Source organism: Ruegeria sp. HKCCA4633 (assembly GCF_013034605.1).
Lineage (GTDB): Bacteria > Pseudomonadota > Alphaproteobacteria > Rhodobacterales > Rhodobacteraceae > Ruegeria.
In genome coordinates this window covers 141,574-164,110 of the sequence record NZ_WQGJ01000002.1, presented here as the reverse complement: position 1 = coordinate 164,110, position 22,537 = coordinate 141,574, and the positions used below count along the sequence as shown (strand labels likewise).

General features: G+C 55.0%; 19 protein-coding genes. 10 read left to right on the top strand and 9 right to left on the bottom strand.

Annotated features, from left to right (window positions below; genetic code table 11):
* Nucleotides 1-180 precede the first annotated feature (180 nt).
* The 4 genes from GOV85_RS07380 to GOV85_RS07365 all read right to left on the bottom strand — a co-directional run bounded on the left by GOV85_RS07380 (nt 181) and on the right by GOV85_RS07365 (nt 6,146).
* Nucleotides 181-1,698 (bottom strand): proline/glycine betaine ABC transporter permease, encoded by a 1,518-nt coding sequence (locus tag GOV85_RS07380; protein WP_171176548.1) that lies wholly within the window; start codon nt 1,696-1,698, stop codon nt 181-183.
* A 10-nt stretch (nt 1,699-1,708) separates the two neighbouring features.
* Nucleotides 1,709-2,758 carry a glycine betaine/L-proline ABC transporter ATP-binding protein gene (locus GOV85_RS07375; RefSeq protein WP_171176546.1) on the bottom strand — a complete coding sequence of 350 codons (1,050 nt, stop codon included), beginning with the start codon at nt 2,756-2,758 and terminating at the stop codon, nt 1,709-1,711.
* 62 nt (nt 2,759-2,820) lie between these two features.
* A complete protein-coding gene (locus GOV85_RS07370) occupies nt 2,821-3,789 on the bottom strand; it encodes a glycine betaine ABC transporter substrate-binding protein (protein WP_171176544.1) in 969 nt (322 codons plus the stop codon).
* A 35-nt stretch (nt 3,790-3,824) separates the two neighbouring features.
* Nucleotides 3,825-6,146 carry a DUF1989 domain-containing protein gene (locus GOV85_RS07365; protein WP_171176542.1) on the bottom strand — a complete coding sequence of 774 codons (2,322 nt, stop codon included), beginning with the start codon at nt 6,144-6,146 and terminating at the stop codon, nt 3,825-3,827.
* A gap of 107 nt (nt 6,147-6,253) precedes the next feature.
* Here GOV85_RS07365 and GOV85_RS07360 point away from each other — a divergent pair, with 107 nt between their 5' ends.
* Together GOV85_RS07360 and GOV85_RS07355 are read left to right on the top strand one after the other, a co-directional pair.
* Nucleotides 6,254-7,267 (top strand): LacI family DNA-binding transcriptional regulator, encoded by a 1,014-nt coding sequence (locus GOV85_RS07360; protein ID WP_171176539.1) that lies wholly within the window; start codon nt 6,254-6,256, stop codon nt 7,265-7,267.
* Nucleotides 7,268-7,715: 448 nt separating this feature from the next.
* Nucleotides 7,716-7,904 carry a hypothetical protein gene (locus tag GOV85_RS07355; RefSeq protein ID WP_171176537.1) on the top strand — a complete coding sequence of 63 codons (189 nt, stop codon included), beginning with the start codon at nt 7,716-7,718 and terminating at the stop codon, nt 7,902-7,904.
* 222 nt (nt 7,905-8,126) lie between these two features.
* Here GOV85_RS07355 and GOV85_RS07350 read toward each other — a convergent pair whose 3' ends face one another.
* Entirely contained in the window at nt 8,127-9,200 is a 1,074-nt protein-coding gene (locus tag GOV85_RS07350; protein WP_171176281.1) for a hypothetical protein, read from the bottom strand.
* 192 nt (nt 9,201-9,392) lie between these two features.
* Between GOV85_RS07350 and GOV85_RS07345 the strand changes: the two genes are divergently transcribed.
* The 3 genes from GOV85_RS07345 to GOV85_RS07335 are packed head-to-tail and all read left to right on the top strand — an operon-like array spanning nt 9,393 to nt 12,182.
* The gene (locus tag GOV85_RS07345; protein WP_171176534.1) at nt 9,393-10,157 is read left to right on the top strand and encodes a PepSY domain-containing protein; all 765 of its coding nucleotides are present in this window, start codon (nt 9,393-9,395) and stop codon (nt 10,155-10,157) included.
* A gap of 37 nt (nt 10,158-10,194) precedes the next feature.
* On the top strand, nt 10,195-10,854 hold the full coding sequence (locus tag GOV85_RS07340) for a response regulator transcription factor (protein WP_171176532.1): 660 nt from the start codon (nt 10,195-10,197) through the stop codon (nt 10,852-10,854).
* Nucleotides 10,854-12,182 (top strand): HAMP domain-containing sensor histidine kinase, encoded by a 1,329-nt coding sequence (locus GOV85_RS07335; protein WP_171176530.1) that lies wholly within the window; start codon nt 10,854-10,856, stop codon nt 12,180-12,182. The genes GOV85_RS07340 and GOV85_RS07335 overlap by 1 nt, the downstream gene beginning before the upstream one ends.
* A 350-nt stretch (nt 12,183-12,532) precedes the next feature.
* Here GOV85_RS07335 and GOV85_RS07330 read toward each other — a convergent pair whose 3' ends face one another.
* Nucleotides 12,533-13,564 carry a LacI family DNA-binding transcriptional regulator gene (locus GOV85_RS07330; RefSeq protein WP_171176528.1) on the bottom strand — a complete coding sequence of 344 codons (1,032 nt, stop codon included), beginning with the start codon at nt 13,562-13,564 and terminating at the stop codon, nt 12,533-12,535.
* A 113-nt stretch (nt 13,565-13,677) separates the two neighbouring features.
* Here GOV85_RS07330 and GOV85_RS07325 point away from each other — a divergent pair, with 113 nt between their 5' ends.
* From GOV85_RS07325 to GOV85_RS07305, 5 genes are read left to right on the top strand one after another with little or no spacing between them, the layout of a single operon-like run.
* Complete coding sequence (locus GOV85_RS07325) at nt 13,678-15,189, top strand: tripartite tricarboxylate transporter permease (protein WP_171176526.1); 1,512 nt, start codon at nt 13,678-13,680, stop codon at nt 15,187-15,189.
* Nucleotides 15,186-15,641 carry a tripartite tricarboxylate transporter TctB family protein gene (locus GOV85_RS07320; protein ID WP_171176524.1) on the top strand — a complete coding sequence of 152 codons (456 nt, stop codon included), beginning with the start codon at nt 15,186-15,188 and terminating at the stop codon, nt 15,639-15,641. Before GOV85_RS07325 ends, GOV85_RS07320 begins: the two co-directional genes overlap by 4 nt.
* A gap of 44 nt (nt 15,642-15,685) precedes the next feature.
* On the top strand, nt 15,686-16,645 hold the full coding sequence (locus tag GOV85_RS07315; protein WP_171176522.1) for a tripartite tricarboxylate transporter substrate binding protein: 960 nt from the start codon (nt 15,686-15,688) through the stop codon (nt 16,643-16,645).
* 59 nt (nt 16,646-16,704) lie between these two features.
* The gene (locus tag GOV85_RS07310; RefSeq protein ID WP_171176520.1) at nt 16,705-18,126 is read left to right on the top strand and encodes an aldehyde dehydrogenase family protein; all 1,422 of its coding nucleotides are present in this window, start codon (nt 16,705-16,707) and stop codon (nt 18,124-18,126) included.
* Nucleotides 18,123-19,619 (top strand): class I adenylate-forming enzyme family protein, encoded by a 1,497-nt coding sequence (locus tag GOV85_RS07305; protein WP_171176517.1) that lies wholly within the window; start codon nt 18,123-18,125, stop codon nt 19,617-19,619. The genes GOV85_RS07310 and GOV85_RS07305 overlap by 4 nt, the downstream gene beginning before the upstream one ends.
* A gap of 464 nt (nt 19,620-20,083) precedes the next feature.
* Here GOV85_RS07305 and GOV85_RS07300 read toward each other — a convergent pair whose 3' ends face one another.
* From GOV85_RS07300 to GOV85_RS07290, 3 genes are read right to left on the bottom strand one after another with little or no spacing between them, the layout of a single operon-like run.
* Entirely contained in the window at nt 20,084-20,572 is a 489-nt protein-coding gene (locus GOV85_RS07300; RefSeq protein WP_171176515.1) for a universal stress protein, read from the bottom strand.
* 24 nt (nt 20,573-20,596) lie between these two features.
* Nucleotides 20,597-21,937 (bottom strand): TRAP transporter large permease, encoded by a 1,341-nt coding sequence (locus tag GOV85_RS07295; protein ID WP_171176513.1) that lies wholly within the window; start codon nt 21,935-21,937, stop codon nt 20,597-20,599.
* On the bottom strand, nt 21,937-22,479 hold the full coding sequence (locus GOV85_RS07290; protein WP_171176511.1) for a TRAP transporter small permease: 543 nt from the start codon (nt 22,477-22,479) through the stop codon (nt 21,937-21,939). Before GOV85_RS07290 ends, GOV85_RS07295 begins: the two co-directional genes overlap by 1 nt.
* Nucleotides 22,480-22,537 lie beyond the last annotated feature (58 nt).

The following is a 22,537-nucleotide window of genomic DNA, read 5'->3' as shown; positions in this document are numbered from 1 at the left end:
TCATTAGCCGTTGTTGCATCGCCAAGCCGATCATTTTCGGCCCATTTCGCATTCCTGCTGGTGTCCAGGCGATGTAACTGTTTCGATCGCCTAGACACGTTACTCGGGTTGTAACGAGCCAAATGCTTAAGCAACAAGCCCATTTGCCCGGTTGCACAAAGCCCGCCCTCAAGCTCAGCGTTACCGTTTACCCGCAACAATGCGATCCAAGATCAGCGCACAGAACAAGATTGCAAGGCCAGCAAGAATACCCTGTCCCGCCGCCGCGTATTGCAAGGCTTCCAATACGTCTTCGCCCAAGCCCTTTGCCCCGATCAGGGAAGCAACGACAACCATGGCAAGTGACATCAGAATGGTTTGGTTAACACCAGCCATGATCGTTTTGTGGGCCAGCGGCAAATCCACACGCCAAAGCAGGTAGCGAGGCGTTGCGCCAAACGCCAGCGCTGCTTCTCGAACAGTTTCTGGGACCTGCTGAAGACCCAGCACTGTAAAGCGGATAACCGGTGGGCTACCGAAGATCATGGTTGCAACAACGCCCGCGGGCTTGCCCGATCCGATGAAGGCCACAACTGGGATCAGATAAACGAAGGATGGCATCGACTGCATGAAATCCAGAATGGGACGAACGATGGCAAAGGCACGTGGGCGACGAGCGCAATAAATGCCCAATGGAATTCCCAGGGTAATCGAGATCAGCGCCGCCGCGCCCAGCAGGGCAATCGTGGTCATCGCTTTTTCCCAAAAATCCAACAGACCCAGATAGGCAAGCGCAGCACCGGTAAAGATGGCGACCCGGGGACCGGCTGACAGGTACGCCAGCATGATGATCACCAGCGCGACCACCGGCCAGGGGGTATCAACCAGTACAACCTCGATCCAATCCAGAAGGGTGCGCATTCCATAGGTCAGTCCATCGAAAAAGCCGCGCCCGGCGGTTTTGGTCCATTCGAACACCGCCTGCACCCCGTCACCCACGTTCAAACGCCAGTCGCGATTGGTCGGGAAGGTCTTGAGCACAGCCAACGCGTCCGGCTGGGCAAATTTGATCATCGACAAAATCACAACCACAGCGGTCAGTGCCGTGGCAACAATCAAACGTGTACCAGACCAACCATGCGCCACGCTGGGATCAGAACGCCATCGTGCAAATTGCCCCTCCAATGTCCAGTTGGCTAACGACGCGGCAAGGAACTTGACGGCCAACAGAAGGACGACCCCGATAATCAAGTAAGTTATACCGGTCGAATCCGCCGTGCGTGCCGCCTCCTGCGCATTCGCAAGAGCCCCTTCAAGAGATTCCGATGCCCGTTTCAGGGAGTCCAGCGAGGCCGAGCCGGATTGTTCTGCCGCAGCAATTTGCTGGCGGCGCAGTTCCAGCGTCTGCTCGATCTGTTGCGCGCGCTCGCGGAAGTCCCGTCCGAGATCGCCAAAAAGTCCAAGCCCGATCTGGATAAATGCCAGCGTTTCCAGCACCAAGAACCCCAGAAACCACGACCAAAGGCCGCGTGCCCCGAACCAGATAGGACCCAGAATCGCTGCCGCTTTGTTCAGTGTGAAACGATAACCGGGGGCCTGCATCATATAGGCAAATGTCTTTTGGTAATAGGACTGCCCCTGCCCTACAAAATCGCCGATCAGAGCGTTCAGACGGTCGGCGGTTTCCGGTTGGATCTGTTGCACATCAACATGTTTCATATCGGTCCCCCTATGCCTGACTGTCCTGAATCGCGCGGATCAGACCCGCACGGTTGATTACGCCCACGGTCTTGCCATCCTGCGTTACAGCCACAACACCGTGGCCGTCGACACATAGGTTCATCAGATCGGAAAGGTCCATGTCTGGATGCGCTTCTTTGGCGTCGTTGGGAATTTCGCCGTGATGCGCCTCGAACTCGTCCACAGGTTTCATCACCGCATGGGCGAAGATCATGTTGAGCTTGGAAATCCCCGCCACAAAGTCCGCTACATAGTCGTCTGCTGGGTTTAAGATAATCTCTTCTGGCGTGCCGATCTGAACGATGCGCCCGTCCTTCATAATCGCGATGCGGTGTCCGATGCGGATCGCTTCGTCAAGGTCATGAGTGATGAACATCGTGGTCTTGTTGAGCTTATGGCTGAGCTCCATGAACTGATCCTGCAACTGCTTTCGGATCAGCGGATCAAGGGCCGAAAACGGTTCGTCCATCAACAGGATTTCCGGGTCTGCAGCGATGGCGCGGGCCAGACCCACGCGTTGCTGCATCCCGCCCGAAAGCTCGTGCGCGTACTTATCTTCCCAGCCGTTCAACTCGACCAGTTCGAGCACCCGGTCCGCCTCTTCCCAGCGACGGGCCTTGCCGGTGCCCCGGATTTCCAGCGGCATCGCCACATTGTCGCGGACAGTGCGGTGAGGCATTAGGCCAAAGTTCTGAAACACCATCGCAACGCGCCGGTTGCGCAGATCTCGCAGGCCCTCGTCATTCAAGCCCATCACGTCTTCACCATCCAGATAGATATGGCCGTCTGTGGGTTCCAGAAGGCGGTTCACATGGCGCACAAGGGTCGATTTGCCCGAGCCCGACAGGCCCATGACGCAGAACAGCTCACCCCGCTCGATCTCGAAGCTGGCATCGGCCACGCCGACAACGCAGTTGAAGCGCTCCAGTACCTCGGCCTTGCTCAGCCCTTCGCTGTGGATGGCGTTTAACGCCTCCTGCGAGCGTGCACCAAACACTTTCCACACGCCTTTTGCGTCGATTGCAATATCCGCTGTCATATTGGCCTCACCGCTGTAGATTGTGTTGAATGGCGCCCCTGCAAAACAGGGGCGCACAGGCTTCAGTTGGTGGCCAGTCCCAACCAGCTGTCGACAGTATCGCCGTTTGCCGCGATCCATTCTGCCACGACCTCATCTGTGTCGCGACCCTTGACCACGACCTCATAGGTCAGAGCGCTCAGTTGCCCTGCATCCATGTCGATATTGGCAAGGAAAGATGCCGCTGCTGGGTTGCGCTCTTCCAGTGATTTTGAATGCGCCACGGTCACGGTTTTGACCGGCTCGCCCGTGCTGACATGGGATTTGTTATACCAGTCGGCATCTTGATCGGGCTGCACCATTTTATAGGTGGCCGCGTCATGTTCTGGCTCTTCCAAGATGGTCACATCGTAGAGCGCATGGACGTAGTGCGGCGCATAACAATAAAAAGCTGCACCTTTCTTCTGGTCAATCTGATCCTTCAGTCGCGAATAGAACACAGTTTCGTCTTCGGTGGTCGGCGTTAGGAAAGTCTCAATCCCGTAATCCCGAACCCGCACTTTAAAGGTGTTGGTCGAGGCCCATCCCGAAGCACCAACCCAAACCTCGCCCAGGCCGTCGCCATCCGAGTCGAACAGTTCTTGCGCTGCGGGTGTGGCCAAATCGTAGATTGAGCGGATGTTGTGATCCTCAACCATGTAATTCGGCACGCAAATCCCGGCACGACCCTCATAGCTGCCCGAAGACAGTGCGACAGTGCCCTTTTGATCCACGTATTCGTCCGTGAATGAGGATTGGTTCGGCAGCCAGACATCCGGGTGAACGTCGATATCGCCACGTCCGCCATCCATGGCCGCAAAGATCACCGCGTTGGCACCGGGGGCATAACCAGCCTCTCCTCCCAGACGAGTTTCGATCACCTGCCCGATCACCCGGCTCATGATTTTGGCGCCAGGCCAACTGGGCTCACCCACCATGACCTTTTCCTGCGCCATCGCAGTTGTTGCACCCAGCGCCAGCGCCAAGGTTGCGGTAAATGTCAGTTTCTTCAAGTCTATTCTCCCTTTGCTGTGAGTTACTTACACCGTCAGGCGCGCGCCCGCTTTCGTTGCGGGTCTAAGAAAGGTGTGTCCGAGACAGTGGCGCGCAGTCGTTTCATCCGCCCGTCAAGCTGGCCAACATCCAATTGAGTGCCGTTGTCCGCGTGTTCAACGGAAAGCCGTGCCATCGCGATCGCGTGTTCCAACATCGGCGAACGTGTCGCTGAGGTGACCACGCCCACTTGTCGCTCGCCCGCATAGATGGGTGCACCGTGGGCGGGCACATCATCACAGCCGATCAACAGCCCCTTGAGCACTCGGCGTGGTTCGCGGGCATTGCGTTCCAGTGCGGCCTTGCCGGTGAATTCGGTTTTGGTCAGATCGACGGCAAAGCCCAAGCCTGCCTCGAACGCATCTACACCCGGTGCAAATTCTGCGTTGGCAGCAGCCAGCCCCGCCTCGATCCGAATGATATCCAACGCCGCAGAACCCATCGGGGTGATCCCGAATTCTTCGCCGGCGGCCATCACCGCATCCCAAATCGCGACCGCATCGGATTTGGTACAAAAAATCTCGTACCCCAATTCGCCGGTATAACCTGATCGCGACAGCATGAAAGGCGCGCCCTCACGGTCATTCAGACGCGCAATGGTGACACCAAACCATTTCAGATGATCCAGACTTGGCACATGCGGCTGTGTGAAGGCGATCTTGCGCAGCAGGTCGCGGGATTTCGGGCCTTGAATGGCGAGGTTCGGCATCGCACCACGCAGCGCATGAACCCGTACTTGCAATCCGCGTGAATCTGCCAGTTCCTGCAAAGCGCGCCCGCTTTCCTCCGATCCACAGCACCAGCGGAAAATTTCAGGCGCGAGGCGGAACAAGGTGCCATCTTCGATGACCGAACCGCTCTCGTCACACATCAGCGTGTAAGAGCCGCGCCAGACCGGCAGTTTCGCCACGTTGCGTGTCGTGGCCAATTGCATCAAAGCCTCGGCATCTGGGCCGACAATGTCGAATTTGCGCAAACCGCTCATGTCCTGCACAGTCACGGCCTCACGACAGGCCCAGTATTCACCCAAGCTGCCATAAGCGGGGTAACTGACGGGTGCCCACAGATCACGCGCCGGGGCGAAATGCTGTGTCAGCGGGGATAGCCGCTCGTGAAAGGCGGATTCCTGACTGATCGACATGGGGGCGTCTTCCTTTTCGCGATAAGCAACCGCTCGGCGGATCGGTGTTTCAGGGCGGTATATACGCACGTGCACGTCCGTTGGGTTCCAGCCATTGATCGGATCGATATCATCAGGGCAGGCCGTCGAAACACAGACCAAGTCCTCAAGCGCCCGCAATGCAACATAGTCACCTGAGCGCGAGTAAGATTCTTCGGTCAGAATGTGATGTGTGACCGGATCAATCCACGTGTTCCAAAAGAAATTGATCGCAGGCCAAGCCGCCCGTCGCGCCACCCCATATGGCGCCAGCGCATTTGTCATGTTGTCCGAGCAATTGAGATGGCCGGGGAAGCCTCGCTCTTCATAGCCGCGTGCGGTGCAAGCCAACCCGAAGGTATCGTGCCGCCCACACGTGTCTTGAAGCACATTAAGCAACGGACGCATTTCACGGTCAAAAAACTTGTCCAGCAATCCCGGCCCCGGATAAGACCGCCGCACCATCGATCGGGTCGCGGTCGAGTCGATCATCCACTCGTGTCCACATTCCAACCCATCAGCTCGCAGCGCCATAAAATCAGAGCATTGCTGACCTTCGACATCAATGATCTGAACAAACTCCCCGGCCTGAAGCTCATAAGCAATCGCGCTGCCGCTCGGCACAGTGAATTCATCCCGTGTGTCCCCCAACAAAGGCGGCAACTGCGGCGTTTGGACTTTCGCAACTTTATGTAGAACCGTAATGCTTCCGGTCGCCCTGCCCTGGATCAGTTCGTCGATGTCGGAGACGTGAATCACCCAAAGCGTAATCGCGTGATCCGCTCGTAGAATCAGGCAATCCGACGTCTTGTCCAACCGGCAACAAGGAACCCGCTCGTCTCCGCCTCGAGCAGCGATCCAGCCTGCAAGTTGAGCGCTGTCAAATGCACCCCAGTTGACCGCCCCGTTCTCTGTCAGGTTTAGCGCCGCCAACATCGGTTGCCCATCATCAGCGAGGGCCACCACGTCCAAAGGCTGTGACGGCCCAAGCCCTTCTATCGAAAGCAAATCTCCTGGCTTCACAATCAGGCGGACAGCCTCGCGCGGGGCAAGTGTATATGTGCAAGCACCAGAGGCTTTTGGAAAACCCGGAAACAGGCGACCCGGGCCGTCGAGCCCTGCGTTGTTGAACGTATGTAATACAGTTGATCCCTGCATTTCGCCGAAGGAGTCCCGAAATGTAACTAGTTACAGAGGTTGATGAAACTAGTTACATATGTCAACTCTTTCTTAAGGAACCTGAAAAATGGACCGAAAAAACAGAAATGCAAAAAGCCTCGGAGCCTAAGAAACGCGCAAACCTCAGAGATGTGGCAAAGGCCGCGGGCGTGTCTGTTGCCACTGTGTCTCGCGTCTTGAATGAACCAGGCTTGGTTAAAAAGGACACATTAGAGAAAGTTCAGGCTGCCATTGCCACGCTGAAATTCGTTCCCAGCGCCGCGGCCCGAGCAATCAATTCCGGCCGAACCCGATTTGTCGGCGCTCTGATCCCCACGTTGGACAATGCGATCTTTGCCCGGTTTCTTGCGGCGCTTGAACGAAAACTGTCGGAGCACCAATTATCGTTGGTCGTGGCAACAACAGATTCGAATCCCGACACCGAGGCAGAGAAAGCAAAAAGTCTGATCGATATCGGAGCGGAAGGCTTAATTGTCACCGGAGCTACGCATTGCGCAGCTATGCACGACTTGCTCGAGCGTACTATGATTCCGACCATCATCACGTCTTTCTATGAGTCAGATAACGCCCTGCCAACGATCGGATACGACAACGCGGCCGCAGCGCAACTTGCATTGCATCACCTGGCCGAACTTGGGCACAAAGACATCGCTGTAGTTCACGGGCCAGTTCGCGACAACGACCGAACAAGAGCGCGCCTTGATGGCCTTAAGACCTATGTGTTTGACGGCAAGCTAACAACGTTTGAAACTCAGATCAGCCATCAGGGCGGGGCGAACGTTGCCGATCACATTTGCAGCTTACCTCGTCTGCCGGACGCCATCTTATGCCTTTCCGATGTTGTGGCATTAGGGGTATTGCTCGGCCTGCAAGCCAGCAAGATTTCAGTTCCAGAGCAGGTTTCGATGATTGGCATCGACGACCTACCAACCTCGGCTGTCACGGTACCACCTTTGACCAGCGTGCACCTGCCCGTGTCCCAGATGGGTGAACGTGCTGCAGATGGATTGGCGCAATGGATCACAACGCAACAAGCGCCTCATTCCGAAAAACTGCATGCCCGCCTCATCGTCAGGAACTCCACCCGGTCCCTGCTCTGACTAGCTTCAATGCCACTGTGCCATTCGGTCAGATCTAGCAGCCCTAAAAGCGGCGTCTTTTTGTTCAAGTTCTGTTCAATTCGCGAATTAAACGCCTGCGCGCCGATAGTCTAAAGGCAGCACCTTGCGACGCAGTTGTTTGGATAGCTCAACCCGGTGTGGAGACGGTCTGAGAACCAGGGGTTACGGTTTATAGAGAAGTCACTTCTTCTCTAGCCGCGGCGCATTTCAGCGCCAGTTTTCACGCAGGGTCAATACAGCACAAACGCTCTGTGAGTGCGTTGAGGGTATCAGCGTGCACGGCTCAACGTTTGATAGTTCTTGTTTCGCGAACAACGTTAACCGAACATGAACAATGTATTCTCAGTGTGTTCAACCAAGATTAGGCATAGTGACCATGTTGGATCGAACGAAGTGTGTTTCGTTTGGTTGAAATAAGGGGAACAGCATGAATAAGCCTGCCTTTATGACTGAAGACTGTGGCGCAACAGCTGCGATGCAGACTTCTGGCAAATACGCTGAAGAACGTCTGCAAACCAAGATGAAACCGAGCAATGGTCGCTTCCCTCCTATTGAAAATGCACTAACAGAAATCATAAAAAACAAGCGGCTATCCGAGGCTCATAGCGCCGTCTGAAGGCAAGTCAGCTGGCGCCCCCGAACAATTCTCGATATTCGTCCTAAAGATCAGAATTGTAATCGAAATCCCGCCCCATTTTGGGGCGGGATTATTTTTTGAAAGCCGCAATGATCGAAACGGCAGATCAATTTAATTTGGGCCAGCCGCGTTCACGTCGGTGATACGGCTGGCCCAGCTTCAATACGTCCGCGAGTGATCGATAGCGCGTGAAGCCTAATATTAAAGTCCCAGAAGCGATTTTACTTTTTCTTCGACCTCGTCAGTGACAGGCTTGTTGGCTGCAGCTTCAAGCGCTTCTCGCTCAGCCAAATCTTGCTCTTCAACACGCTCCGCCAGTTCTCCCAGGTCTTCGACGGCCTCGTTGTAGTCGATAGCAGCCTGTTTTTCGTCATTCAGATCTTTAGCCGCATCAACTGAGGTATCCAGGTCCGCTTGCGCCTCTTCCAGGTCTGCTTCTATGTCTGGGTCCATGCCACCGGCATCTTCCAACGCCTGCTCAAGCTCTTGAACCCTATCGCGATTGTCCTGAACTTCACCCAAAGCGGCCTCCAAATCATTCTCGATTTCCGACAACGTTCGCTCTGGCGGATCCAAATCTTCAAGTTCCTCCAGTTGTTCGGCCAAATCCTCACGCAAGGCCTCTCCGGCAAGTACAGTGTCCCGATAGGCGGCAATTCTGCCGACTCGGGAATTCGGAGCGGCATTTTCCAGCGCAGTCGGGCTTGCATGGGCCGCATTCAGTGCACCCAGCTCAGAGGGATGAGCTTCAAGCTCTTCTTCGACATGGTAACGTTTGGGGCGGGTGACCGGGCGTATGGACTCTTCCACACTCGTGGACCGATGAGCCGTCTTGGTGTTGTGCGTGCCGCTTGTTGTTACACGTTTTGGCGAAGACGCCGATTTGCGTTTGGTCCCTTTTCCAGTGAACAGGCCCTTCAGGGAAAACCCGCCACCCTTATTTTGTCCGGAGTGGGCAGATTGCGATTTTGATTTGCCACTACCAGATTTCCCGGCTCTGGTGCTGCCACGGTTTGAATCGGCTTTGTTCCCACGGCTGCTGTTTCCGGCCGCGCTGCGATCACCGCTATCTCCTTTCGCGCCGTTACCATTGCCGCCGCCGTTGCCACCACCATTCCCGTTGCCTTTTCCGCCACCGTTACCACCGCCATTTCCTTTGCCTTCCTTGGCATAGGCAAAATCAGGAGCTGCAACTGTGGCAACAACGGCCGTGGAGCCCAATAGGGCAATCGCAACTGTGGAAGCCTTAAGCAATCCGCGACTGGTGGTTTTCATGACAATCTCCTCAAGTCATGTGCGAACAGCTTACCAAGGCTGGCCGCCGCATTCTATTAGCTCGAACCGCAATCGAATCACTGATCGTTCTTGCCATTTGACTTGAATGCACTTGAACGCAGGGCTAACTGCTTGTTCATCATCGGTTCACGTCCACCCATGTAATCTGGTTCGAAACTGTTTGAGAGTCCGATGCAGACCAGAGCTATAATGTTGGTAGCGGCGTTACTAACCGCTTTATCCGCCGGGAAAGCGGCGGCTGACGCACGCGAACTCAAACAGACCGAGTTGCGCAAGGCGACGTTGTCAGGAAACGCGATCCGACTGAAGCGTGTCATCAAGGGTGTGGAAAGTGCATTCGGCGGAACGCCAGTTGACGCGCGAGCGTTCAAATCAGGCGACATATACTACCGCATTCTGGTGAAGAAACCGGGCGGAAAGATCGTAAGTGTAATCGTTAATGCCAGGACCGGCACGGTGGTCTCGAACCGCTCGAGTGTTGGCCAACAGATCTCCGAGGCCGCGCGCTCCAGTTCGACCAGAACAAAAAGCAGCCAGAGCGCTTCGACCACCCGTGGAAACAGCGAAAACCGTGGTAACGGTGGCGGCAATGGCGGCGGCAACGGTGGCGGCGGCAATGGCGGCGGCAATGGCGGCGGCAACGGTGGCGGCAATGGCGGCGGCAACGGTGGCGGCAATGGCGGCGGCAACGGTGGCGGCAATGGCGGCGGCAACGGTGGCGGCAATGGCGGCGGCAACGGTGGCGGCAATGGCGGCGGCAACGGTGGCGGCAATGGCGGCGGCAACGGTGGCGGCAATGGCGGCGGCAACGGTGGCGGCAATGGCGGCGGCAACGGTGGCGGCAATGGCGGCGGCAATGGCGGCGGCAATGGCGGCGGCAACGGTGGCGGCAATGGCGGCGGCAACGGTGGCGGCAATGGCGGCGGCAGAAAATAGTGTGATTTCGATATCAGATTGGCTGTAGTCTCTGGTTATGCGAATCCTTCTTGCTGAAGATGAACCTCAGCTTTGCGAGCAAATCAAAAAGCTATTAGTGGCGGAAAGCCACGTTGTGGATGTAGCCCATAATGGCTCCGACGCCCTGCATCTGGGAGCGACTGAACCCTACGACATGATCATACTGGATATTGGCCTGCCAGAGCGTGACGGTATCTCGGTACTCCGCGAATGGCGCAGCGCAGGCGTTACGACTCCTGTATTGATCCTGACTGCCCGAGATGGCTGGAGCGAACGCGTCGACGGCTTGGACGCAGGCGCGGATGATTACATGACCAAGCCCTTTCACATGCCGGAATTGGCCGCACGGGTTCGAGCAATCCTGCGGCGGCAAAGTGGCCAGTTGAACCCGGTGATCGAAATGGGCGATGTGTCTCTGGATACGCGGAACGGCAGGGTCAGTATCGGGGGCATACCTGTCGATTTGACCGCGCAGGAAATCGCGGTTCTGACCTATCTGGCGCATAACATCGGTCGTATGGTGTCACGCACCGAATTGTCCGAACACATCTACGAATATGACGGGGACAGGGATTCCAACACAATCGCAGTGTTCGTCACCCGCCTACGCAAGAAACTGAGGCCAGATCTGATCACAACTGTCCGAGGGCGTGGCTACATGATTGATACGGCCTGATGCTATCGCTTCGTCAACGTGCGTTGCTAGGTGGCCTTGCATCCGGCGCGTTGTCCGTGGGTGTTGGTACCCTGGTTGTTTTCTCATACATCAACACGCGCGTTCTGGATCAGTTTGACGGTGCGTTGCGAGACCGGCATACCCAGCTTGTCGTTGGTCTCAGCGCCACTACGGATGACCCCGAATCTTTGCGCGAATTGATATTCGACCCGGCTTATAGCACCCCGTATTCTGGCAGATATTGGCAAGTGACAGACGGCGACGGAGCCGCTTTCACCTCAGCCTCGCTTTTCGACGAAACGATTGCAGAGCCTTCACAGACCAGCGACGAGGCAACAGTTTGGAATACCACGGGCCCGGACAATGAGGGCGTTCGCAGCGTCTATCAGAAGATCACATTCGAAGACGGAACAGAATGGGGCGTAACCGTCGCCGAAAGCAGGCAGGTACTCATCAATGAACGCAAAGATGCGCAAAGCAACTTGCTTCCGGTTTTTGGGTTGGTCGGCTTGATCGGAGTGGCCAGTTCCCTTTTGCTGATGTCGGCCATCGTCGGCCCCCTCAGAAAGCTGCGCGCGGATGTGGCCCATCGCTGGGACGAGGGCGACGACCTGACCCCCGAAGATTATCCGGAAGAGGTTTCGCCGCTGGTAGAAGACCTGAATCAATTGCTGCACAGAAACCGAGAGATTGTCTCCAGTTCCCGACGGCAGGCGGCGGATCTTGCGCATGCGCTCAAGACACCCACGGCCATTCTGCGCAACGAGCTGACGGACTTATCTCAAAGCGGTGCACAAACCGAACCCGCAGAAGAGGCACTCAGCAGAATTGACGCTCAGCTTAGCCGGTCGCTTGCACGCATGCGCGCAGCAAATACCGGAGAGTTGACGCATTCCCGAACAGATCTTTCAAACTCGGTCGAACGCTTGTGCAGGTTGTTTTCATCCATGGCAGAGCGGGAGGGAAAAACGCTCATTTCGGAGTGCGAGGCTGGACTTCGTGTACGAATGGATCCCCAGGACATTGAAGAAGTGATCGGAAATCTTCTCGACAATGCCCTCAAGTGGTGTCGCACAACCTTTCAAATCTCTGCACAGCGGACCGAAAATGGCATCGAAATTCGCGTCGAGGACGATGGACCCGGAATTCCAGAAGACGCCCGACCAGAGGCCATTCGCTCCGGTAGCCGGCTGGATACTTCTGTGGGCGGAACCGGTTTGGGCCTGGCGATTTCCGTCGATTTGCTGAACGCTTATGATGGACATCTGGAATTGGGGGCTTCTGAAAGCCTTGGTGGTTTGTCCTGCAGAGTTCTGATCCGCGCTTAAAATGCCGTATGCCCAGGCCATGGGAGTACTGAACATTCACCATTCTCCGCGGCATGCGCCGGGTTTGTGAGTGTTGGAAACTGGTTTTGCTAATGGCTCTGCCACGAAGGAGAGCAGAACACGCATTATCAGATGACACTCTGGGAGTTGGAAATATTGGTTTTACAACCAGAACCTACCGGAAACCAACCATTGCCGAATACACAACACGACTTCGTTCAATAATATCAAACGAACCCTCAAATCGTTTGGAATCCAGTCAATTTTCACACCAAAGCGATTGACCCATGCGTTTCGGATAACGTCCGACCCCTGATTATTCCGCAAGGAAAATGACGTATTTGCGTTGACTAAAAGACCGCAACCGGACCCGTTGTTCCTCTGACGATGCGCTCTAATTCGCAGCAGATTCTAAAAGGCTCAGGATCATCTGAGGTAATGTAATCGGTAAACCTCTCACCAGCGAGTTTTCCAATGGTTTCTGCTGGGATGCGAATGGTGGTGAGCCCAGGTTCAACATCCGCAGATCCTTTGAAGTCTCCTATGCCGATGATGGATAGGTCGTCGGGAACCTTCAAGCCAAGACTTTGGGCTGCAAACAATCCACCCTGCGCAATAACGTCATTTCCGCAAAGCAGCGCCGTCGGGCGAGCATGTTCAGTTAAAAGAGACATGGCGGCCTGCTTAGCCTGAGAAACACTGTAGGGAGCTTCAGACTCATGTTCGCTGGGAACGGAAATACCTTTTTCGTTAAGCGCTTCGCGGACGGCAGAAAGCCGATTTTGAGCCCGATCGTTGCCTGTGGTTTTCGGAAAGATCAACCCAATGTGACGGTGGCCCAAGGCCAATAGGTGCTCGGCTGCAAGGTGCCCTGCCAATCGATTGTCAGCCCCAACACAGGGCAGCGGACAGTCCTCCGAGTAGTTCCATATGGCTAGCGCTGGTGTTTTCTGCTGCTCGATCAGCCGGGTCGTAGCGTCGGAATGCTCCAATCCTACCAGCGCTACTCCGTCCACGCGATGCTCTAAAAACTTGCGGACCATCGCGTATTCACGATCGAGGTCATAACTATGGGACGCCAATAGCAAGCTGAACCCGGCTCTATCGATGGTCTCCGAAAAGGCCTGAATGACTTCGGCAAAAATGGCGTGGTTAATCGTCGGGACAACAAGACCGATTGTACCGGATCGTTTGCCATGCATCGTCTGCGCCGCCCGGTTTCGAATATACCCCAGCTTCTGCACTGCTCGGTTGATCTTTTTCCGAGTCGCGGGACTGACCAAATTCGGGTGATTGAAGGTGCGTGACACCGTGGACGGTGACACTTTTGCAGCCTTTGCAACCGCCACTATATCCACCTTACCCTTCTGATAATTATCCATTATCTTCTTCCGATTGGTCGAATTTATGAAAACATTTGCAATACTATTTTCATCGCCTAACCTGATTTGTCAACAAAAGGTAAAGTTTGGCCCAACGGGTTGGGAGGCCCTGAATGGAGTTCATATATTATTTCGGAGAAGTGTTCACGCCGCTGTCGTTTTTGCTGCTTTTGGGCGGCACGATCGGAGGGCTGATCCTGGGCGCGACGCCCGGCTTGTCACCCACAATGGCGGTCGCATTGCTGATTCCGTTCACCTTCCAACTTGAAGCGGCGCAGGGGTTGATCCTCCTGGGTGCTGCCTACACCTCAACTGTAGCAGGTGGTGCGGTCAGTGCAATTTTGCTCAAGATCCCTGGTGCACCAGCCAATATTGCGACAACTTTGGACGGGCACACCATGGCCAAGCAAGGTCAGGGAGCACGGGCATTGCAGCTGTCATTCCTCGCCTCGGCCGTGGGCGGCGTCTTTGGTGTTCTGCTGTTGATCTTCTTGACCCCGGTTCTAGCAAAATGGGCCTTGGCCTTCGGCCCCTCGCACCTGTTCTGGCTGGCCATTTTGGGTGTGACAGTGATCGGGACGTTGGATTCCCCCTCGGTGGTCAAAGGTTTGCTGTCAGGCTGTATCGGGTTGTGGCTGGCTACCATTGGATTTGACGACATCATGGGAGCACAGCGCTTTATCTTTCACCCCGCTTTGGGCGGAGGCATCAATATCATTGCCGCGCTGATTGGCCTGTTTGCGATCCCTCAGGTATTGACGATGTTTGCGAAGGGTCGCCACAACAAGGGTGCCGAAGTCATCGAGGTTCAGCGCCATTCGATCCTGGCCGCGATTCGAGAACTGACCAGCCGAACCCGTGCACTTGGCATCGGCACATTGACCGGTTCGATCATCGGCCTGATACCCGGTGTTGGCGGACAAATCGCTGGGTTGGTCGCCTATGATCAAACAAAGAAGTTTTCAGCTGAAAAAGACAAGTTTGGCACAGGGCATTCCGAGGGTGTGATCGCTGCGGAATCCGCCAATAACGCGATGGTCGGCCCGTCTCTGGTGCCGCTGCTGACCTTGTCGATCCCGGGCAGTCCAACCGCCGCGGTTTTGCTGGGTGGGTTGCTGATCCACGGGATTTTTCCAGGCTCGGACCTGTTCGACAATCACCCGGACGTAGCGTGGACTTTCATCAACTCGATGCTGATCGGACAAGTCCTAATGTGCATTTTTGGTCTCTATGTTGCCGGTCTGGCCGCACGTGTCGCGCAGGTACCGCAGTCGGTCATGGCGGCCATCGTTCTGGCGCTATCGGTCTTCGGCGCCTATTCGGTTCAGGGCTCAATGGGTGATGTCTATGTCATGGCCTGTCTTGGCATTAGCATGTTTTTCTTGGAACGTTTTGGCTTTTCTGCCGCTCCTCTTGTTCTGGGTCTGATCCTGGGACCCATCGCCGAGGCCAACTTCATTCAAGGCGGGATGATCGCCGACGCGACGGTGGGCAAAGCTTCGTATTTCCTGACCGGTGGATTGAACCTGCTGCTGATCGCGGTGGTGCTGGCTTCAGTAGCTTACTCGGTTTGGATGGAACTGCTCCATCGTCGCTACACCACCAAAGAGGAGGCGCAGGCATGAACCGTTCGCAGCATGTAATTGGGTCTGGTGTGGTCTTTGCAGTAGGTCTTTGGGTGACCTGGGTCAGCTATACACAGCAACCCGCCGAAGCGTTCTTGTTTCCACGTCTTATCGCATCGGTCTTTGTGGTTCTGGCTGGCTGGACTTTTGGTAAGGCAGTCATGGGACTGTCCAAGGTCGGAAACGGCATGACACGGACGATGTTTATTAACATGATGCCGGGGCTGATCGTGACGCTGATCTACGTCTTTTGGGCGGCCAAGTCATTGGGCTTTTACACAGCGACCGCAATCACGTTTTTTGCTCTACTGTCGATCTACGATCCAGCCTCACATTCCGAAGCCAAAACCTGGGTCAAACGCGGCGCCATCACAGCGATCTTTGTGACCGTGATGTACGGCCTCTTTGCCATGCTTCTGAACGTCTACACACCAAGGGAAATTCTGTTCTGACCGCACGAGAGATGCGGGTGGACTAAAACAAGGAGGAAATGCAAATGAAACGAATGATTGCAGGGATAGCCTTGGCTCTTATGAGCCTGACGGGCCCGGTGGTGGCCGAGGAATTCCCCGAGCGACCGATCATGATGATGGTTAGCTATGGCGCAGGTGGCGCTACAGATTTTCAGGCGCGGATTGTCACAATGACGTCCGGAAACGAGGACGCGTTGGGGATGCCCATCGCCATCATCAACAAGCCCGGCGCAGGTGGACGCGTGGGCTGGAACTGGTTTGCGACGCAAGCTGAGGCTGATGGCTATACGTTGGCGGCCTATAACGTACCACATTTTATCGCACAGTCGATCAAGGGCGGTGTTGAGTACTCAACCGACAGCTTCGAACCCATCGCAAACTGGGGTGCCGACCCGGCAGTGTTTGTGGTTGGGGCAGACAGTCAATTCAATTCGATGGAAGATGTCGTCGCCTATGCCAAGGAAAACCCTGGCAAGTTGACTGTTTCCGGTGCAGGCCTTTTCGTGGGCCACCACATCGCAGCCTTGCAGATTGATAAGGCTGCGGGAACCAAGATGGCCTACATCCCAACCAAAGGCGGCGGGGCCGCAGCCATGAAAGCAGTGATTGCAGGTGAAGTCATGGGAGGCATCAACAACCTGTCGGATGCGTTCAGGGCACAAGAGGCGGGCAACGTCAAAATCCTTGGTGTCGCTGATCTTGAACGCAGTTCATTCCTGCCGGACGTTCCGACAATGATGGAGCAAGGGCTGGACGTCGACAATTCATCGGTCAACTTCCGGGGTGTGATGGTGCCCAAGGGGACACCGCAAGACGTAATCGACAAACTTGCAGCAACGGTCCCAGAAATGTTCGCCAACGACCGTGTGACCAAAAAGATGAAAGCCGGTGGATCACCGATGCACATCATGACGCGCGATGAAGTGAAAGAGATGTGGGCGCAACGCCAGCAAACTCTGAACGAATTGCTGGCTGGTCTGTGATCTGAACAACATTTGCGGGGCGGAACCGGTCCGCCCCGAATAAACAATTGAGGACCAAGATGAACGCTCGGGACGGGATTTACCCAGAAATCGCTGAAGTGGATCGTATCGTGACGCGCGCACGAACGGCTCAGGCAGTTTACGAAAAAAAAGGCTGTCAGGCTCTTTATGACAAAGCAGCGTTGGCGGCTGGTTGGGCAATTATGGAACCTACCCGCAATCGGGCGCTTGCTGAGATCGCGGTGGAAACAACCGGTCTGGGCAATGTGCCCGACAAGATCACAAAAAACCACCGCAAGACATTGGGCCTGCTGCGAGATATAGCCAAGGTGAAAACCTACGGTGTCATCAATAACGATCCGGCGACCGGTATGACCGAAATCGCTCGTCCCATCGGCGTAATAGGCGCAGTCGTGCCGTCGACCAACCCTGCTGCGACGCCCGCCAACAACATCATAAACGCACTTAAAGGCGGCAACTCCATCGTGGTGGCGCCATCGCCTAAAGGCGTGGCGTCTTGCGAGATGCTGATTGGTTACATCCACGCTGAATTCGACAAGCTGGGCTTGGATCGTAACTTGGTTCAAATGATTCCTGCTCCGGGTTCAAAGGCCAAAACCCAGCGACTGATGGAATCTGTTGATCGGGTGATATGCACCGGTAGTCAAAACAACGTTCATCGCGCGCAGTCCTGTGGCACGCCAGCTGTCGCAGTTGGTGCTGGCAATGTGACTGTGATTGTGGATGAAAGTGCAGACTTGCAAGCAGCTGCAGCCAAGATCACGGCCTCGAAATGTTTCGACAACGCGACGTCCTGCTCATCTGAAAATGCTCTGGTCGTGGTGGATGCGATCTATGACGCGTTCGTGGCCGCAATGGCCGCTGAAGGCGGTGCCTTAGTGCCTCATTCCGAAGCAAGTGGCATCATCGCCAGGCTTTGGCCCGATGGTCATCTCAACCGTTCAGCCATAGCGCAAGATGCGGATAAAATGCTCGAAGCTTTGGGAATGGCAGGAAAAGTGCCCGAAGGGACCAAGTTTTTGGCTGTAGAAACCGATGGCATAGGACCCGATCATCCATTGTCCGGCGAAAAACTCAGCCGAGTTTTGGCGCTGTACCGCGCGGCTGATTTTGAAGAGGCCAAGGTTATTGCCACACGTATTCTAGAACATCAGGGGGCCGGGCATTCCGTCGGCATTCACACCAAGCACGACATACGCGCCGTTGGATTGGGACGTGACTTGCCCACCTGTCGGGTCATTGTGAATCAGGCGCATACCTTCGCAACTGGAGGCAGTTTTTCAAATGGCTTGCCGTTTTCACTCTCAATGGGTTGCGGCAGCTGGGGCGGCAATGCCATCGACACCAACCTGCACTGGAGACATTTCGTCCAGACCACTAAGATCGTACGAGAAACACCCCCGCTTGAGCCCGGACTAGAGGAAATTTTCAGCGACTACTGGTCGGAGGTCGGCCAATGATGGAACCACCCAAGGGAACCGTCCGTGATTGGTTGGACCTAAGAGCAAGCCAGGGGGGAACTGGTTTTGTTTTCCCGGACGGGGCACCTGATCTTAGCTGGAGTGAACTGCGCGAAACGGCCCAACGTATTGCTGTCATGCTAACGGGAATGGGTGTGGCAAAAGGCGAGAGCATTGCGATCCTCTATCCCAATTGCCGCGAAGCGCTTGAGGTCTTGTTCGGTGTTCTCTACGGAGGATTCCGCGCAACGATGATTAACCTTGTCGCCGGTGACAGCGCCATCGCTTATGCACTGGAGCACAGTGGCTCACGCTATGGCTTTGTGCACTCCAGCCAAACGCAATTGTTCGAACGAACAGCCGATCCCAACAGAATTACCCGGTTGCAGGTTACAGATGCCGCCGATCCCAAAGTCGAGCTTCACAGCGTTTCGCCCGACAGCCATGCGCTGTTAATGTACACGTCAGGAACCACCGGGCGCCCCAAAGGTGTAGTTCACACACATTCCAGCCTACTGGCAGGCGGCTGGACGACGGCGGTCGCTCATGAGTTGTCCGAGGTCGATCGCGGATTTTGCGTATTGCCGATCTACCATATCAACGGGCTCTGTGTGACCGTCATGGGAACGCTTGTTTCAGGTGGTTCGTTGGCCATGTCCGAACGGTTTTCGGCCAGTCGGTTCTGGGACAGTCTGAGCAAGTCTCAAGCGACCTGGTTTTCAGTTGTACCTACCATCATTTCTCACTTGTTGCACTCAGACACTAAGCCGGATGCGTGCACTCGTCAGCGCGTGCGTTTTGGTCGTTCCGCATCTTCGGCTTTGGCACCAGATGTACAGCGGGCCTTTGAAGACCGTTTCGAAATCGCGATTGTGGAAACGATGGGATTGACTGAAACCGCTGCTCAAATTTTGTCCAACCCCTTGCCACCCGGTGTGCGTAAGATTGGTTCACCAGGTATCCCCTATGGAAACGAGGCCGCCATTTTTGATGCGAACATGCAGCCCGTTCCGCGTGGGATAGAGGGCGAACTGGTCATTCGCGGGCCAAATGTGATGCTGGAATACCTCAACGACTGCGACGCAACCGCAGGCACGTTCAGTTCTGACGGATGGTTAAGAACAGGTGATCTCGCACGGATGGATGACGACGGATATGTTTTTGTCACTGGTCGACTGAAAGAACTGATCATCAAAGGTGGTGAAAATATTGCGCCGCGTGAGATAGACGAAGCGCTCTATTCTCATCCCGATGTCGTCGAGGCCGCAGCGTTTGCCCGACCCTGTGACAGCTACGGGGAAACTGTCGAGGCAGCCGTGAAAATTCGCGAAGGTTCTCAGCTAACACCGCTGGGTTTGTTACAACTATGCGAAGTCCGATTGGGCCGATTCAAGTCACCCGACGCAGTTCACATCTTGTCTGACCTTCCAAAGGGGCCATCTGGGAAAATCCAGAGAAACCGAATCCTCGAAATCGTTGACGAGGAGGCATGACTTTGGGATGTGACTGCCCTTGCCTTCAGATCGATTGAATGCCCAACAGCCGTTTTTTTAAGGAACGCCACAGCAAAGCAAGCCTAGCTTGCGCGGCACGACAAAATTGAGAAACCTGACGCCGAAAGCACAAGATCCATTCGTCACATCAAACACCTATCAAAACACCGTACATGTCTAAGGGTCGAGTCAAACAGCAGTGATGTCACACGGACTTAAGTAGTAAGTGATAATATTGGGGCTGACCGCCTTGTCACGGTCAGTCTCTGCCGTCACGCTCCGCCCCTGAAGCATTGCTTCAATGTGTTTCTACCGGTTCCTCACGGATCACCGGACTTCCCCAAACTTCTCGCATTGTGAAGCATTGAAAAAGTGTGGCACCTCGTCTCGAATCATCCTGAAATGGCCTAACGTCAGACCATACGGACGACCCGTTCAACGAAGTGCCACCGGGGGAGAACACCCTATAGTTGGCTCGGCACCACAAGGACTGGAATCGTGGATCTGCGCAACACCCGTTTCACAACAGTGCCTAGGAATGTATGTGACGTGCCATGCTCGTGCGACCCCATCACGACCAAGTCGCAATTCAGGTCTCTGGCGCGTTTCAGAATCGATTCCGCAGGATGCCCATCGATCAATTCCACTGAAGTCACGGCAGAGTAGTTCTCTTGATCTTCAGGGGTCAGAGACTTCAGGAAATCATGCTGATTGTCCGTGAGCAGCGATTTAACCGCTGCATGCCGGTCCTTGATGGCCTGCTTGCGGGACTTATCGTCCTGGATGAACATCCTCATGGTGACGATGGCATCCTGCGACAACGGTTCTGTAACATGCAGCACATGGGCTTTGGCCCCATGTGCTATTGCAATGCTCAATGCGTGCCGAAGCGCGTTGTCTGCGTTTTCCGAAAGGTCCGTCGCGACCAGAATGTTCTGTATTTTGGGTAACATTGTCTTCTTCCTCCGTTTCGCGGATCAGTACCCAAAGAACCTTGGGAGCCACAACGCTATTTCAGGCACAAACGCGATGATGAAGATCGCCACAGTGTTGATGAAGGCAAACGGTAGAGCCGCCACTGAAATGCGTTCGATCGAGATATTGGAAATACCTGACGCGATAAACAGGTTCTCACCCAAAGGCGGCGTCTGGAAACCGATGCCCAGCGTACAGACCATGACTACACCAAAGTGAATCGGATCGATCCCCATACTGTAGGCCACTGGTAGCATCACCGGAACCAGGATCAGAATGGTTGCCAATGTCTCCATGAACATGCCGACGAACAGCAGGAACAGGATCACCAACGTCCAGATGATGTAGATGTTGTCGGTGATCGACAGCATCCCGTCTGCAATGATGGCAGGGATCTGATTTTCAACCAGCAAGCGGCCAAACACCGTCGCCGTGAACATGATCAGCAGCACGCGGCCGGTCAGCCAGGTTGTCGTCTCCAGCGAGGTGAAAAGCTTTTCCCAGGTCAGTTCACGATAAATGAACGCACCCACGATCAGCGTGTAGAAGATGGCTACGATCGCAGCTTCAGTCGGAGTGAAGAAACCCGAATAGATGCCGCCCAGAATGACCAGCGGAGCCATAAGCGCCCAGAAACCCCGATACAATTCGCACCAGATATGGCGGGCAGACCAACCTTCCGTGGTACCTTTGTAGCCGTGCTTTCGGGCCAAAATATAGTTCATGATCAGTAGGCTACCGGCAATCAGGAAAGCCGGGAGAAAGCCCGCGATAAACAGTTTCGGGATCGACACGGTTTGGAAAGTGCCATGTTCAGCCACCGCCTCGGGTGGGGGCGGCATGCCGAGGGCCGCGATGCCGAAGATGATCAGCGGAATCGATGGCGGGATCACGATGCCCAAACCACCGGATGAGGCCGTGATAGCCGACGCATAGTCTCGGCTGTAGTTACGCTGGATCATCGCAGGGATCATCAGCATGCCCACCGCCGCTGTTGTCGCAGGACCTGAGCCCGAGATTGCACCGAAGAACAGACAGGCAAAGACCGCTGCGGCAGACATGCCACCAGTGAACGGGCCAGCAAAACTTTCGGCTACGTTGATCAGCCTGCGGGACAGGCCCGACGCCTCCATCAATGCACCAGCCAGAATGAACGCGGGTAGCGCCATCAGCGGAAATGAGCCCACCGAAGTAAAGGCAATCTGCACGAACTTGATTGGGTTTTCATCCAGTACAAGGAAGGTAACCAGCGTAGAAACGCCCAACGCAACTGTAATCGGCGCGCCGATGAACAGCAGCAGAAGAAACCCGCCGAACAGGATATAGATGATTTCGGTGCCCATTACTTGCCCCCTTCTTCACCGAGCTCAGCGCGGACCTCGTCCAGATCAACCTTGTCCGGATCTTTTAGATCTTCGCCGAGAATGATTTTTTTGTAGTTCACCTGAATGATGCGAACGGTCATCAGGGCAAACGCGATGGGCAGAACGATGTAAACCCAACTAAGGTGAAACCCTAGCGTCTGTGACGACTGAAACTTGTTCATCCGGTTGAAGATGAAGTCCAGCGCCAGATAGACGAAATACAGGTTGAAGCAGATCCAGAACAGATCGGCGAACGCTTCGATATATTTGATCGCACGGTCCGGCAGGAATTTGAACTGAAACGTCACCCGGTTGTGGGCGCCCATCTTGGCCGCATAGCTCGCACCGAAAAACACGAACCAGACGAACATGTAGATAGACAGTTCTTCCACCCAGGAAAACGAGAAATTGAACACTGTTCGGACGACAACCTGTAGGAACAACAAGCAGACAAACGTCGCAAGCAGAAAGCGGCAAAGGTAGCTTTCTATGTTGTTGAGTATCCCTAAAAAGGTTTTCATATGCCCCTCCCTAGAAGTGAGAGAGCGCCACTCGGGCGCTCTCTTGTTTTTGTTTTAT